Annotated in this window: 16 protein-coding genes; 10 read left to right on the top strand and 6 right to left on the bottom strand. The window is 71.2% G+C overall.

From position 1 onward, the window contains the following. The first annotated feature begins 111 nt into the window (after positions 1-111). The gene (locus tag ACI379_RS04670; RefSeq protein WP_439790903.1) at positions 112-417 is read left to right on the top strand and encodes a transcriptional repressor; all 306 of its coding nucleotides are present in this window, start codon (positions 112-114) and stop codon (positions 415-417) included. After that, positions 417-1358 (top strand): CAF17-like 4Fe-4S cluster assembly/insertion protein YgfZ, encoded by a 942-nt coding sequence (gene ygfZ, locus ACI379_RS04665; RefSeq protein ID WP_439790902.1) that lies wholly within the window; start codon positions 417-419, stop codon positions 1356-1358. The genes ACI379_RS04670 and ygfZ overlap by 1 nt, the downstream gene beginning before the upstream one ends. An 80-nt stretch (positions 1359-1438) precedes the next feature. Here ygfZ and mshD read toward each other — a convergent pair whose 3' ends face one another. Then, positions 1439-2281 (bottom strand): mycothiol synthase, encoded by an 843-nt coding sequence (gene mshD / locus ACI379_RS04660; RefSeq protein ID WP_439790904.1) that lies wholly within the window; start codon positions 2279-2281, stop codon positions 1439-1441. Between the two features lie 2 nt (positions 2282-2283). Then, positions 2284-3012: a winged helix-turn-helix transcriptional regulator gene (locus ACI379_RS04655; RefSeq protein ID WP_439790901.1), complete on the bottom strand. Its 729-nt coding sequence runs from the start codon at positions 3010-3012 to the stop codon at positions 2284-2286. A 101-nt stretch (positions 3013-3113) separates the two neighbouring features. Between ACI379_RS04655 and ACI379_RS04650 the strand changes: the two genes are divergently transcribed. The 7 genes from ACI379_RS04650 (at position 3114) to metX (ending at position 8892) form a co-directional block, all read left to right on the top strand. Next, on the top strand, positions 3114-3389 hold the full coding sequence (locus ACI379_RS04650; protein ID WP_439790900.1) for a MoaD/ThiS family protein: 276 nt from the start codon (positions 3114-3116) through the stop codon (positions 3387-3389). A 57-nt stretch (positions 3390-3446) separates the two neighbouring features. Next, positions 3447-3935, top strand: coding sequence for a TlpA family protein disulfide reductase (locus ACI379_RS04645; protein ID WP_439790899.1), 489 nt, complete (start codon positions 3447-3449; stop codon positions 3933-3935). A gap of 310 nt (positions 3936-4245) precedes the next feature. Next, complete coding sequence (locus ACI379_RS04640; protein WP_439790898.1) at positions 4246-4719, top strand: DUF4395 domain-containing protein; 474 nt, start codon at positions 4246-4248, stop codon at positions 4717-4719. Positions 4720-4804: 85 nt separating this feature from the next. After that, positions 4805-5653, top strand: a complete 849-nt coding sequence (locus ACI379_RS04635; protein WP_439790897.1) for a sulfurtransferase — start codon at positions 4805-4807, stop codon at positions 5651-5653. After that, positions 5653-5949 carry a DUF1416 domain-containing protein gene (locus tag ACI379_RS04630; RefSeq protein ID WP_439790896.1) on the top strand — a complete coding sequence of 99 codons (297 nt, stop codon included), beginning with the start codon at positions 5653-5655 and terminating at the stop codon, positions 5947-5949. Before ACI379_RS04635 ends, ACI379_RS04630 begins: the two co-directional genes overlap by 1 nt. Before the next feature lie 184 nt (positions 5950-6133). Then, positions 6134-7420, top strand: a complete 1287-nt coding sequence (locus ACI379_RS04625) for an O-acetylhomoserine aminocarboxypropyltransferase/cysteine synthase family protein (protein WP_439790895.1) — start codon at positions 6134-6136, stop codon at positions 7418-7420. Positions 7421-7782: 362 nt separating this feature from the next. Then, positions 7783-8892 (top strand): homoserine O-acetyltransferase MetX, encoded by a 1110-nt coding sequence (gene metX / locus ACI379_RS04620; protein ID WP_439790894.1) that lies wholly within the window; start codon positions 7783-7785, stop codon positions 8890-8892. 13 nt (positions 8893-8905) lie between these two features. Here the strand turns inward: metX and ACI379_RS04615 are convergent, their stop codons facing one another. Further along, a complete protein-coding gene (locus ACI379_RS04615; protein ID WP_439790893.1) occupies positions 8906-9463 on the bottom strand; it encodes a hypothetical protein in 558 nt (185 codons plus the stop codon). 123 nt (positions 9464-9586) lie between these two features. Next, the gene (locus ACI379_RS04610; protein WP_439790892.1) at positions 9587-10135 is read right to left on the bottom strand and encodes a hypothetical protein; all 549 of its coding nucleotides are present in this window, start codon (positions 10133-10135) and stop codon (positions 9587-9589) included. Between the two features lie 194 nt (positions 10136-10329). On the opposite strand from ACI379_RS04610, the gene ACI379_RS04605 reads away from it, so the two are divergent. Then, a complete protein-coding gene (locus ACI379_RS04605) occupies positions 10330-11811 on the top strand; it encodes a glycerophosphodiester phosphodiesterase (protein ID WP_439790891.1) in 1482 nt (493 codons plus the stop codon). An 80-nt stretch (positions 11812-11891) separates the two neighbouring features. Here the strand turns inward: ACI379_RS04605 and ACI379_RS04600 are convergent, their stop codons facing one another. Both ACI379_RS04600 and ACI379_RS04595 read right to left on the bottom strand, forming a co-directional pair. Next, entirely contained in the window at positions 11892-12440 is a 549-nt protein-coding gene (locus tag ACI379_RS04600) for a hypothetical protein (RefSeq protein ID WP_439790890.1), read from the bottom strand. 192 nt (positions 12441-12632) lie between these two features. Next, complete coding sequence (locus ACI379_RS04595) at positions 12633-13262, bottom strand: hypothetical protein (RefSeq protein WP_439790889.1); 630 nt, start codon at positions 13260-13262, stop codon at positions 12633-12635. Between the last annotated feature and the right edge of the window lie 167 nt (positions 13263-13429).

The raw sequence follows: 13429 nt of genomic DNA, 5'->3' as shown, positions 1-13429 counted from the left end.
GAGCTGGCTGGCGGTCGCCGGGTGGTGCGGAGCGGCCCTCGTGCTGGCGGTCTGGATGGTGCTCGTGCTGCGGGTGCGGGCGCGCGAGCCACGTCGGCGGCGCCGGACCTCGTGAGCGACGAGGAGGCGATGTTCGAGGTCCTGGAGGACCTCGGTCTGGTGCGCCACACCCACCTGTCCGACCGGGCGCCGACGTACCACTCGGCGTCCGACCACGAGCACTTCCACCTGGTCTGCCGCACCTGCCGCGGGGTCACCTCCGTCGACCCCGCGCTGGCCGCCCCGCTGGTGGCCGCGCTGTCCGACGAGCACGGGTTCACCCCGGACGTCGGCCACCTGGCCGTCTTCGGGACCTGCGCCGGCTGCCGCGACGCGGCCCCGGCGGAAGCTGCCGCAACGTCTGAGGAGTCCCCCTGATGAGGAGCGTCCTGCTCGACCTGCCCGGCGCGGTCGCCGGCGACGGCGTCGACGCACCCGTGGCCGCCCACTACGGCTCGTTCAACACCGAGCAGCGCACGCTGGAGGGCGGCGACGGCTTCGTCGACCTGTCCCACCGCGACGTCGTACGCATCGCCGGCCCCGACCGGCTCACCTGGCTGCACAGCCTGACCACCCAGTACTTCGAGGGTCTCGCGCCTGGCGTGTGGACCCAGGGGCTGGTGCTGAGCCCGCAGGGCCACGTCGAGCACGAGTTCACCGGGGTCGACGACGGCGAGGCGTTCACCGCCCACACCGAGCCCGGCGCCGGGGCCGCGCTGGTCGAGTTCCTCGACCGGATGCGCTTCATGATGCGGGTCGAGGTGTCCCTGGTCGACGACCTCGCGGTGGTGTGGCGTCCGGAGACCGAGCACGGCGGCGGGTTCTCGTACGTCGACCGCGCCAAGCTGGCCGACTGCCCCTCCGCGCTGGGGCCGGCGGCGGGCATGTGGGCGTACGAGGCGCTGCGGGTCGGGCGCGGCGAGCCGCGCTTCGGCGTCGACACCGACCACCGCACCATCCCCAACGAGGTCGGCTGGATCGGTGCGGCCGTTCACCTCGACAAGGGCTGCTACCGCGGCCAGGAGACCGTGGCCCGCGTGCACACGCTGGGTCGGCCGCCCCGACGCCTGACCCTGCTGCACCTCGACGGTTCGGAGAACCGGCTGCCCGTCGTGGGTTCTCCGGTGCTGCTGGGCGACAAGGAGATCGGCTTCGTCGGCTCCTCGGCGCGCCACCACGAGCTCGGGCCGATCGCCCTGGCACTGCTCAAGCGCAACGTGCCGCTTGACGCGGAGCTGATGGTGGACGGCGTCGCGGCCGCCCAGGAGGTCGTGGTCGACCCGGAGGTCGGGCTGCACGTGCGGCCCAAGCTGCGCTGATCCGGCGGCTCGTAGCCGGACAGGACAAACGGGCCGTCCTGCGCCCCGGAGGGCCGCGGAACCCCAGTGGTCCTGTCCGTCTACGCCCGGGCGTACATGACGTGCGTGTCGGCGTCGGCGTGCGTGAAGCCGAGACCGGTGTAGGTCGCCACCGCGGGCGCGTTGTCGGACTCGACGTAGAGCAGCACCTCGATCACGCCACGCTCGTGCAGGTGGTGCAGCCCCGCGAGGGTGAGCACCCGGCCCAGCCCGCGCCCCTGGGCGGCGGGGTCCACGCCGACCACGTACACCTCGCCCAGCGGCACGTCCTGGCCCTCGGCGAGGGGGTGCACCTTGGTCCAGTGAAAGCCGAGCAGCCCTCCGGCGTCGGACTCGGCGACGAGCAGGCCGGCGGGGTCGAACCACTCCTCAGCCATCCGGCGGTGCAGGTTGTCCAGGTCCATCGCCCCCTGCTCGGGGTGGTGGGCGAAGGCGGCGGCGTTGACGCGTACGACCTCGGCCGCGTCGTCGTCGCGGTAGCCGCGGACGGTGACCCCGGCCGTACGACCGCGCGGGGGAAGCGGGAGCGCCGCCGGGCGGCGCATCACCCACAGGTCACGCACGCGTTGCCAGCCGTGGCTGGCGGCCAGCGCGGCGGCGGCCGGGTGGTTGCCGTGGGACCAGGCCGTGAGCCTGCCCTGCGGGGCCCGGGTGAGGGCGTCGGCCAGCAGTGCTCGGCCCTGCCCGCGCCCGCGCGCGGAGGGGCGGACCAGCAGGGTGAGGTCCCCGCCGTTCCACAGGCTGAGGCCGTCGTCGGTGAGGTGCGGGTGCGCGAGGCCGTCGCGCACCGCCATGGTGGTCGCCTCGTCGAGGGCGTCCGACCCGTCGTACGCGCCCGCCTCGCCGACCAGCTGCTCCAGCCGGGTGAGCTCGTCGGGGGTCATGGTCACGCGTTCTGCTCGACGTCGTCGGTCTCGGGCGCGTCGGCCGACTTCTTGTGGGGCAGGACGAACCGGTAACCGACGTTGCGGACCGTGCCGATGTGGTGCTCGTTCTCGGGGCCGAGCTTGGCGCGCAGCCGGCGTACGTGCACGTCGACCGTGCGGGTGCCGCCGAAGTAGTCGTACCCCCACACCTCCTGCAGGAGCTGCTGGCGGCTGAACACGCGGCCCGGGTGCTGGGCCAGGAACTTGAGGAGCTCGAACTCCTTGTACGTCAGGTCGAGCGAGCGGCCGCCGATCTTGGCGGTGTACGTGGCGTCGTCGACGACGACCTCGCCGGTGCGGATGACGTGGGACTCGGGGTCGTCGGCGTCGCGCTGCGCGGTGAGGCGGCCGATGGCGAGCCGGATCCGGGCGTCGAGCTCGGCGGGGCCGCAGGTGTGCAGCACCACGTCGTCCATGCCCCAGTCGTGGGAGACGACGGCCAGGCCGCCCTCGGTGACGATCAGGACGACCGGGACCTCGGTGCCGGTCGTACGGATGAGCCGGCACAGGTCGCGCGCCCCGGCGAGGTCCTGGCGGCCGTCGACCAGCAGCAGGTCGGCGTCGGGCGCCTCGAGCAGGGCGCTCCCCTCGGCCGGCAGGATCTTGACGCTGTGCGCGAGGAGCGCCAGGCCGGGGATCACCTCGGCCGAGGGCTGGAGGGCGTTGGTGAGCAGCAGCAGAGCTCCCACGTGTCGCCTCCTTCCACCGGGCGGGCCCGGGTCACCCGCGGCCTGACAGGCCGTGGTGATGGTGAAGAATAACCGGGAACACATCGGCGACTGGAGCGGCTGTGGGGATTGAGACTGGCATCACGGTGCACTACTGGGCCGCGGCCAAGGCTGCGACAGGTGTGTCGGGCGAGGTGTTCGACCTCGACGGGGAGGTGTCGCTCAGCGGGCTGGTGGAGCGCGTCGTGGCCGCGCACCCCGGGCAGAAGGTGGCCGACGTGATCGCGGTCTGCTCGGTCCTCCTCGACGACCAGCCGGTCTCCTCGCGCGACCCCGGCGCCGTACGGGTGCGTCCCGGGCAGACGGTGGAGTTCCTGCCGCCGTTCGCGGGCGGATGAGCGCGTGCGATCGCGCCGGCACGGAACATTCCGGTCCGGCCGGGCGTTGAGGCGCGCGTGAGCACTGGTGCGTGGATCCTTGTCGTCGCGGTCGTGGCCGCGCTGGCGTTCGGTTCGTACCGTGCGCTCACCGACGGCCGCTTCGGCACGCGGGGCCGTACGACGCCCCGGGCCGAGCCCGTCGCGGAGGCCGCCGAGGTCTCGGGGCAGGAGCAGCCGGAGGTACGCCCGGCCGCCGAGGTCGTCCACGCCGTTGGTGCCGAGCTGGGGGAGCGGGCCACGCTGCTGCAGTTCTCGAGCGCCTTCTGCGCCCCGTGCCGCGTCACCCGGTTGACGCTGGCCGAGGTCGTGGGACTGGTCGACGGCGTGGCCCACGTCGAGGTCGACGCCGAGGAGCACCTGGACGCCACCCGCGCTCTCGGGATCCTGCGTACACCGACCACGATCGTGCTTGACGCCGCCGGACGTGAGGTCACCCGCGCCTCGGGCGCGCCCAAGCGCGACCAGGTGCTGGCAGCGCTGGCCCAGGTGCCCTCCGCTGGTTGAGCCGCCCTCCGCTGATCCTGTCGAAACCAGGCCCGGGGACTGATCCCACATGGTGGATACCCGTTCCAGGATGCGAGACGCCGATTAGGTTGGCAGTGCCACGCCCGCCTACAGTCGTACCCATGTCCTCGACCATGCTGACGAAGCGCCGCGCAGTGGATCACTGCCGCGTGCGCTCCGCCCTGTGTCGAATGTCCTGACGTCAACACCCCTTTTGTCTAGTCGTTAACTCGACTAAAGTTCGGGTGTTGACCGTGCCCCGCACGTGCCCTTGCGCCGTGCCCGCCGGACCCCTCCACCAGGACGAGACATGACCTCAACGACCACCCGGGCTGCCACCCCGCCCGTCCACGACTCCGCCCGCGACCAGATCGACCCCCGCGGGCCCCAGTTCGCCGCTGCGCTCACCAGCGTCGTGCTGGCCGTCGTGCTGCTGCTCGCCCCCGGCCCCGTCGGGGTCGCGCTGTTCGCCGCCCAGGCGGTCGTGTTCGCCCTCGGTGCTGCTCTCGGCGCGCAGGCCACCCCGTACAGCGTCATCTTCCGTGCGTTGGTCCGACCACGGCTGGCCCCGCCGACCGAGCTCGAGGACGCGGCCCCGCCGCGCTTCGCGCAGACGGTCGGACTGGGGTTCGCCGTGGTCGGCCTCGTCGGCTTCCTGACCGGGCTCACCCTGCTCGGCCAGGTCGCGACCGGCCTCGCCCTGGTCGCCGCCCTGCTCAACGCGGTCTTCAGGTTCTGCCTGGGCTGCGAGATCTACCTGCTGGCCAAGCGGCTCACCGCCTGATCAGCGAGCTCCACCACCCCACCCGGCGACGCCGCCGGTGTCACACAGAAACCGACGCCGAGGCGTCACACACAAGGAGAAACACATGAGCCGCGAGTCCGCACTCGTCAGCGTCCAGTGGGTCGAGGACAACCTCGACACCGACGGCGTGGTCCTGATCGAGGTCGACGAGGACACCACCTCGTACGACAAGGGCCACATCCCCGGCGCCATCAAGCTCGACTGGACGACCGACCTGCAGGACCAGGTCCGTCGCGACTTCGTCAACAAGGAGGGCTTCGAGAAGCTGCTCTCCGCCCGTGGCGTCAGCAACGACGACACCGTCGTGCTGTACGGCGGCAACAACAACTGGTTCGCCGCGTACGCCTACTGGTACTTCACCCTGTACGGCCACAAGGACGTCAAGCTGATGGACGGCGGCCGCAAGAAGTGGGAGCTCGACGCCCGGGAGCTGACCAACGAGGTCCCCACCCGCGTCGAGACCACCTACGTCGCGCAGGAGCAGGACCGCTCCATCCGCGCGTTCCGTGACGAGGTCGTCGAGGCCATCGGCGTGCAGAACCTGGTCGACGTGCGCAGCCCCGACGAGTTCGCCGGCCGCCTCCTCGCCCCGGCCCACCTGCCGCAGGAGCAGTCGCAGCGCGCCGGCCACATCCCCACCTCGGTCAACGTGCCGTGGAGCAAGAACTGCAACGACGACGGCACCTTCAAGTCCGACGCGCAGTTGACCGAGCTGTACGACGAGGTCGGCTTCGACGAGACCAAGGACACCATCGCGCTGTGCCGCATCGGTGAGCGCTCCTCGCTGACCTGGTTCGTCCTGCAGGAGCTGCTGGGCAAGAAGAACGTCAAGAACTACGACGGTTCCTGGACCGAGTACGGCTCGCTCGTCGGCGTGCCGGTCGTCCTGGGCGACGAGCCGGGTGTCGCCTGATGTGCGGCGCGACTGAGGGTGGCCTGTCGCTCGACGGCGTCAACGTCGCCAAGGAGGCCGTGATCCAGGGCCAGGTCCTGCGCGGCGAGGAGCCCGTCCCCAACGCGTACGTGCGCCTGCTCGACCGCTCCGGCGAGTTCACCGCCGAGGTCCCGACCTCGGCGAGCGGCCACTTCCGCTTCTTCGCCGGCAACGGCGAGTGGACCCTGCGCACGCTGGCCCCCAAGGCCGAGCCCGTCGACACCCGCGTGGTGGCCGCCGTCGGTTCGGTCGCGGAGGTCCAGGTCGCGGTCTGACCGTTCCACCGCGTGAGGCCCCTCCCCGCGAGGGGCCTCACTGCTATCCGACTGCCGCACTCGGGGCCGTCCGTCGGGTCGTCCCAGGGAGTGGAGAGCCGGTCGCCACGACCAGCCCCAATCCCTACTCTTCCACTCATATTTAAGTCCGACGTGTCGCAGCGTCGCGAGACAAGGAGCACCGATGACCTTCAGCCCCGAGACCCTGGCCGTCCACGCCGGGCAGGAGCAGGCCGACCCGACCACGAACTCCCGGGCCGTGCCGATTTACCAGACCACGTCGTACGTCTTCAACGACACCGAGCACGCCGCGAACCTGTTCGCACTGGCCGAGCCGGGCAACATCTACACGCGCATCATGAACCCGACGCAGGACGTGTTCGAGACGCGCGTCGCCGCGCTCGAGGGCGGCGTGGGCGCGCTGGCCGTCTCGTCCGGCTCCGCCGCGATCACCTACGCGGTGCTCAACCTGACGTACTCGGGCGACAACATCGTCGCGCTCTCCACCCTCTACGGCGGCACCTACGCGCTGTTCGCGCACACCCTCCCGCAGTTCGGCATCGAGGTCCGCTTCGTCGACCCCGAGAAGCCCGAGGAGTTGGCTGCCGCCGTCGACGAGAAGACCAAGCTCGTCTTCGCCGAGACCATCGGCAACCCCAAGATCAACGTCGTCGACATCCGCGCCTGGGCCGACGCCGCCCACGCGCAGGGCCTGCCGCTCATCGTCGACAACACCGCCGCGACGCCGTACCTCGCGCGCGTGTTCGACCACGGCGCCGACGTGTCGGTGCACTCGGCCACCAAGTACATCGGCGGCCACGGCACCTCCATCGGCGGCGTCATCGTCGACTCCGGCAACTTCGACTGGGCCGCCCACGCCGAGCGCTTCCCGGGCCTGACCGGCCCCGACGCCGCGTACCACGGTGTCGTGTGGACCGAGGCCGTCGGCAACCTGGCGTACATCATCCGCGCCCGCACGGTCCTGCTGCGCAACACCGGCGCCGCGTCCACGCCGTTCAACAACTGGCTGTTCCTCCAGGGCCTCGAGACGCTGCACCTGCGCATGGAGCGCCACAGCGCCAACGCCCTCAAGGTCGCCGAGTTCCTGCAGGGACACGACAACGTCTCGTGGGTGTCGTACCCGGGTCTGCCCGACAGCCCCTACAAGGCCGTCGCCGACCGCACCTTCACCGGCAAGGGGTACGGCGGCCTCGTGTCGTTCGGCGTGAAGTCCGGCCGCGAGGGCGGCACGAAGTTCATCGAGGCCCTCGAGCTGTTCAGCCACCTGGCCAACATCGGTGACGCCAAGTCGCTGGCGATCCACAACGCCACCACCACGCACAGCCAGCTGACGCCCTCGGAGCTCGAGGCCGCCGGCGTGCCCGAGGACATGGTGCGTCTCTCCATCGGCATCGAGAACGTCGACGACCTCATCGCCGACCTCACGAAGGCGCTCGACGCCGCCCGCTGATCCCGTACGCCCCGCCGCCTCTCGCTGGCTCCGCCGCGCCCGTCCGCCTTCTGGTGGGCGGGCGCGGTGCTTTGGTGGGGTCTCCCAGTGACCCCAACTTGGGTCAGGTGACCCAGTTTGGGGTCACTGGGCGCCCAGCGCCGGTTGGGGTCACTCGGAGAGGGTGCGAGGGGCTGGAAACCTCTCCCACAGTCCCCAAGTTGGGCCGTACCTCTCCGGGTGTCCCCAAGTTGGGTCAGGTGACCCAATTTGGGGACACCCCGGAGAGACACCCGGAGCGGTGCCCGGCGACACACGCGGAGGCGAACGCCGCGGGTGGGACGGGTCACCCATCGGAGCACGGGTGCGGCAGAATCACGCCCGTGACCGGATCGCTGGGATACGTGGAGACGCGGCGGGCGGTGGTCGCGACCCCGCAGGACCCGCTCCTCACCCGCAGCGGTGGGCGCCTCGAGCACGTGGAGGTCGCGTACGAGACGTACGGCGAGCTCAACACCGCCCGCGACAACGCGGTCTTCGTGACCCACGCGCTCACCGGCAACGCGCACGCGGCCGGGCTGCACATCGGCGAGAAGAAGCGCGGATGGTGGGACAACATGATCGGGCCGGGCAAGCCGGTCGACACCGACCGCTTCTTCGTCATCTCGCCCAACATCCTGGGCGGCTGCTCGGGCACCACGGGACCGCTGTCGGTGGACCCGGCGACGGGCAAGCCGTACTGCCTGGACTTCCCGCTCCTGCACATGACCGACCTCGTCGCCGTGCACCGTCGGCTGCTGGCCCACCTCGGGATCGAGCGGCTGTACGCCGGGGTCGGCGGCTCGCTCGGCGGGATGCAGATCCTGCAGTGGGCCATCGACGAGCCGCAGGTCATGGACCGGGCCGTCCTGGTGGCGGCGTCCTCCCGCCTGACGGCCGAGAACATCGCATTCTCCACCGTGGCGCGTGAGGCGATCATGTCCGACCCCGACTTCGTCGGCGGACGGTACGTCGAGCACGGCGTCTTCCCGTGGCGCGGGCAGAAGGTCGCCCGGATGATGGCCCACATCACCTACGTCTCCGACACCACGTTGGACGAGAAGTTCGGCCGGCGCCGCCGCTCCACGGGGGACGCCTGGGAGATGGGCCCCGACTTCGAGGTCGAGCACTACCTGCAGCACCAGGGGATGACCTTCCTGGACCGCTTCGACGCGCTCAGCTACCTGTACCTCACGCGCCTGCTCGACTACTTCGACCCGTTCGGCGACCCCGGTACGGCCGAGGCCCTGGGCTCGAGCAGCACCCGGTTCCAGGTCACCTCGTTCGACAGCGACTGGCGCTTCGACACTGCCCAGTCACGCCGCATGGTGGAGCAGCTCGCAGCGCTGGGTGTCGACGTCGACTTCGCCGAGCTGCACTCGACGTACGGGCACGACTCGTTCCTGCTGGAGCCGGCCGGCTACCACGAGCGGGTCGCCGGCTTCCTCGCCTGAGGGAGCCCCTCGCTCAGGTCGTCGGGGGACCGCTCTGCAGGGTGAACGAGCTGCTGGCGGTCGTCCTCCCACCCGCGCCGTCAGCGGTGTCGGCCGCGATCGTGAAGACGATCGGGTCGCCGATCTCCGGGGCCGTGCCGACCATCCCGTCGGTGACCGTCACCTCGTGGTCGACGACGTCGACGACGCCGTTGGCCGGCAGGGTCGCGAACAGCACGTGGATCTCCGCGGTCGTGACCATGACGAGGAACGAGGCCGTCGGGGGCGCGGTGGGAGGCGGCGCCGACAGGGTGAGGGCGGCGCCGGTCGGTGAGGGGCGGACGAACACGATGCCGCCCGCCGCCGCCAGCGTGCCCGCGTTGCGCAGGGAGAGCGAGAACCGGAACGTGCCTGACGTCGCGGTGGCGCCGGGCAGCCAGTACCCCGACGCGCTCACGACCTGCAGCACGGCCTTGTCGCCGGAGGCGGCGTACGCGGGTGCAGCCGCCACGACCGTGACCGCCGGAGCGGCCCAGACGGCCGTACGGGCGAGGCTGCGACGCGACAGCGGGCGGGGGGACGGTGCGGTCACGGTGCATCCTCGGCTCGGGGTACGGAGGCCGCTGCCTCCGGAGAAAATCCTAAGGAAAGGGGGCGGCGGGCGCTGGAGAACCGACGATTCCGCCGGGCGGACGACTGCGTCCTGGCGGGCCCCTCAGCCGACGATGGGCGGGCCGCTCAGCAGAGTGAACGAGCCGGCCTCCTGGGTGGTGCCACCGTTGCCGTCCGGGGCGGACGCGCTCAGCGAGAACGAGCTCAGGTGGCCGGTGTTCGTGCCGGACGCGGGCATCGGGTCGGTGACGCTGGTGGTGAAGCTGATGTCGTACATCTCCTGCGTCGGAACTCCTCCGGGCACGGTGACGACCAGCGTGCTCGGGGAGGTGGTCGCGACCGTGAACGTCGCCTCGCTGGGGACCACGTTCGTCACGAGCTGGTAGTTGCCCGGGTGGGCAGGCTCGGCGTTGGAGATCGTGACCGTGACCGGGCCGGTGGGTCCGGTGCCGGTGTTCTCGAGGGCGACCGAGAAACGCAGCAGCGTGGGCTGCTCCCAGAACCCGTAGGCGTCGAAGACGTGCAGCTCGGCCACGTCGCCGGTCGCGGCGTACGCGGGGGCTGCCGCCACGACCGTGACTGCAGGGGCGGCCCAGGCGGCCGTACGGGCGACGCTTCGTCGCGAGAGCGGGCGTGGGGCGGGGACGGCCACGGGGGTCCTCCTGGGCGCAGGGACAGTGAGGAGGGCCCCGATGCTCTCCGCCGCAGATGGTAGGGGCGCGTGGCGCCGTCCGTGGGCTTTTGGTCGGAATGCTCGGCTCACAGGAACTGCTGTGGCGCAGGTCACCCGGGTGGCACAATCGCCCGAGGCCGAGGAGGGACCTGGGCCGAGCTCAGGAGGTACTCGTGTCCCGTCGCCCCACTCTCGCGGCAGCCCTCGCCATCGGCCTGATCGCCCCGGCAGCGTTCCTAGCGCCGTCGCAGGCGGCCCCTGGGACCGCTGCGCGCGCGGGCGCGCTGCTCACCGCCAAGGTCGCCCAGGCGGTGCCCGGCGAGCGGGTGACGTTCACGGCGAAGCCGCCGACGTCGCGGGCGTACGTCTCGCTGAGCGCCGCGAAGAAGCGCAAGGCGAGCCTCGTGCTGCAGCGCCGGACCGCGGGCGTCTGGAAGACCCTGTCCAAGGTGAAGGTCGCCAAGAAGGTGACGTTCACCAGCACCGTCCCCACCACGGCCAAGGGTGCCGTCGTCTACCGCACCCGCGCCGTCGTCGGGAAGAAGCAGTACGCCGCGGGGCAGCTGCGGCTCCCCGTCGTCCAGCAGCGGCTGACCGGTGTCGCTGACACCACCGACGCGGACGCCGACCAGTCGTACACGGTCACCACCACCCCGGCGCGCGCCGGCCGTACCGTCACCGTGGAGCGGTACCTCGACGGCGCCTGGACCACCGTGGCGACCGGCACGACCGGCGCCACGGGTGCGGCCGTGCTGAGCGTCCCCGCCCTGTACTACCCCGCCTGGTACCGGACCACCGCGCAGGCGCTCAACGGCATCCCCGCGACGCAGACGACGGCAGGCCGGACCACCCTGAGCCGTACGCCCACCGAGATCGCCCACCGCGCCGGCGCCGGGCTGGCCCCCGAGCAGACGCTCGCCGCGGTCAACGCCGCGATCGACGCCGGCGCGCCGGGCATGGAGGTCGACGTCCAGCTGACCTCCGACGGCAAGCCGATCATCGTGCACGACGCCACGTTCAAGCGCACGACCAACGTCGCGACCGTGTTCCCGGGGCGCGAGAACAACCCCGTCGGCAGCTTCACGCTGGACGAGGTCAAGCAGCTCGACGCGGGCTCGTGGTTCGGCGCCGCGTTCGCCGGCCAGCAGATCCCCACGCTCGACGAGGTCATCGACGAGATCGACGGCCGCGCGCAGCTGGTCCTGGAGGTCAAGTTCCACCCCAACAACACCGGGACGCCCGAGCAGGTGTCGGCCATGCGGGCGGTGCTGGACGAGCAGCTGGCCACCGGGAAGCTCGGCGCCCTGGCAGGAGCCGGCATGCTGACCGTCTCGTCGTTCAACCACGCCTTCCTGCAGCCCTTCGCCGAGGCCCACCCCGAGGTGCCCGTCGGCGCACTGACCACCGCCGCCGTGTCCGAGGCCACCCTGCTCGCGTGGAAGACGTGGGCCGAGGGCGTCCACGCCAACCTGTACCTCTCGACCCGCGCCGACGTGGACCGCTACCGCGCCCACGGCCTGCGTACGAGCCTGTGGACCTCGACCACGATCGGCGACCACCGGCGCGCGGTCGCGGCCGGGGCGGACCTGGTCATCAGTGACTACCCGGGCCGCCTCACCGAGGTGCTGGACCCGCCGGCGCCGCCGGTCAGCTGACCCGTCGCTGGTCGAGCCTGTCGAGGCCACTCGGTCTCGACAGGCTCAACCACCGGTGACGCTCAACCACCGGGGTCGGCTCAGACGGCCGGCGAGACGATCGAGCCGTCCACGTTGTTCTTGAGCACCTGGTACACCTTCGTCGGCTGGCCGACGGCGGTGAAGGTCAGGGTGCCGATCGTGCCGGTGCCGGTGATGAAGATGAGCGAGTTGAGCACGAAGCTGAGCTGGACGGTCGTCGCCCCGGTGACGTCTCCGTGGGAGAAGATGAACCGTCCCGAGTGGGCGCCGACGCTGTCTTCTCGGCTCGTGGTCCAGCCCTTCGTGTTTCCGGCCTGACCGGCGCGGATCTGGTTGTCGAACTCGTTGGTGCCGAACTGCAGGGTCGCGGTGAGCCCGCTGAGGGTGACGCCCGCGGGCACGGCGATGGTGAAGTTCATGTAGTACGTGGACGCCTCGAAGCGGAGGCCTCCCGGCCCACCTTCCCACGAGTTGCTCGTGATCGTCCACGGGTCGCCGGAGGCCGCGAACGCGGGCGCCGCGGTGACGATGCTGACGGCCGGCACGGCCCAGGCGGCGGTGCGGACGACGGTGCGCCGTGAGGGCGCGCGACGGTGCAGATCGGACATGATTCCCCTTGAAGTAGATACCTCGGGTGCCCGATCACCCTTCCCCACGGCGCAGACTAGCCAAGGCGTACCGACGGTATGGAAGGTTTCCGGATCTTCGCCGGCAGGAACCCGCACGGTCTGGACCAGTCGTCGAGCGGAAAGGCGAGCGCCCGGCCGACAGCTGTCGACCGGGCGCTCCAGACTGGTGGCTCAGGGGGTGCCGGCGGTCCACACGCCGAGGCCGACGACGTTCGTGACGGCGGCGCCCAACTCGTCAGGGGCGAAGTAGAAGGCGCCGTTGGAGTCACTGCCGCCCGCGAAGGCAGAGATCTTGATGGTGTTTCCGCGCCCACGCGTGGTGGTCGTCCACGCCCAGTTGCTTCCACCGGCCAGGGTGAGGAACTCGATCTTCTCGCCGGCTGCCATCGCGTTCGCCCCAGGCTTCGAGGTGAAGGTGACCGTGTTGCTGCCGAACGTCGGCATGTTCCAGCGGGTGGTGTCCAGGTTGCCCTCGTAGTTGCCCGTGCCGGAGACCCAGGACACGGAGTTGCCCCACTCCTCGGGCATGTCGACGACGATGGTGAGCGCTCCCGCCGGGATGGGCTCGGGGCCCAGGTTGCGGACGTCGAGCTGCTGCACGACGACGCTGGCGGTGCCGGTGGCCCAGGCGACGCGCGTTCCCGTGTGGTAGACGACGTCGAGCGTGCCACGCTGGACTGGGTCGCCGGTGGCGGCGAACGCGGGGGCGGCGGTGACCAGGCTGACGGCCGGTACGGCCCAGGCGGCGGTGCGGACGACGCTGCGCCGGGAAGGCGCGGGCGTGGTGGTGTTCTCGGACATGCTGAAGCTTTCCCTCGTACGGATCTCTCCAGGGATGCCCGATCACCCCCTCCCGCCGCGAAGGGTAGTCGAACCGTACCGTCGGTATGAGGCGATTCCAGTTCTTGGTCGGACGCACGGATGCCCCCAGCCCCGAGGGGGCTGGGGGCATCTGCGCGGAGCGGGCG

This window comes from Nocardioides sp. (assembly GCF_051876515.1).
GTDB lineage: Bacteria > Actinomycetota > Actinomycetes > Propionibacteriales > Nocardioidaceae > Nocardioides.
This window is presented reverse-complemented; position numbering and strand designations above follow the sequence as displayed.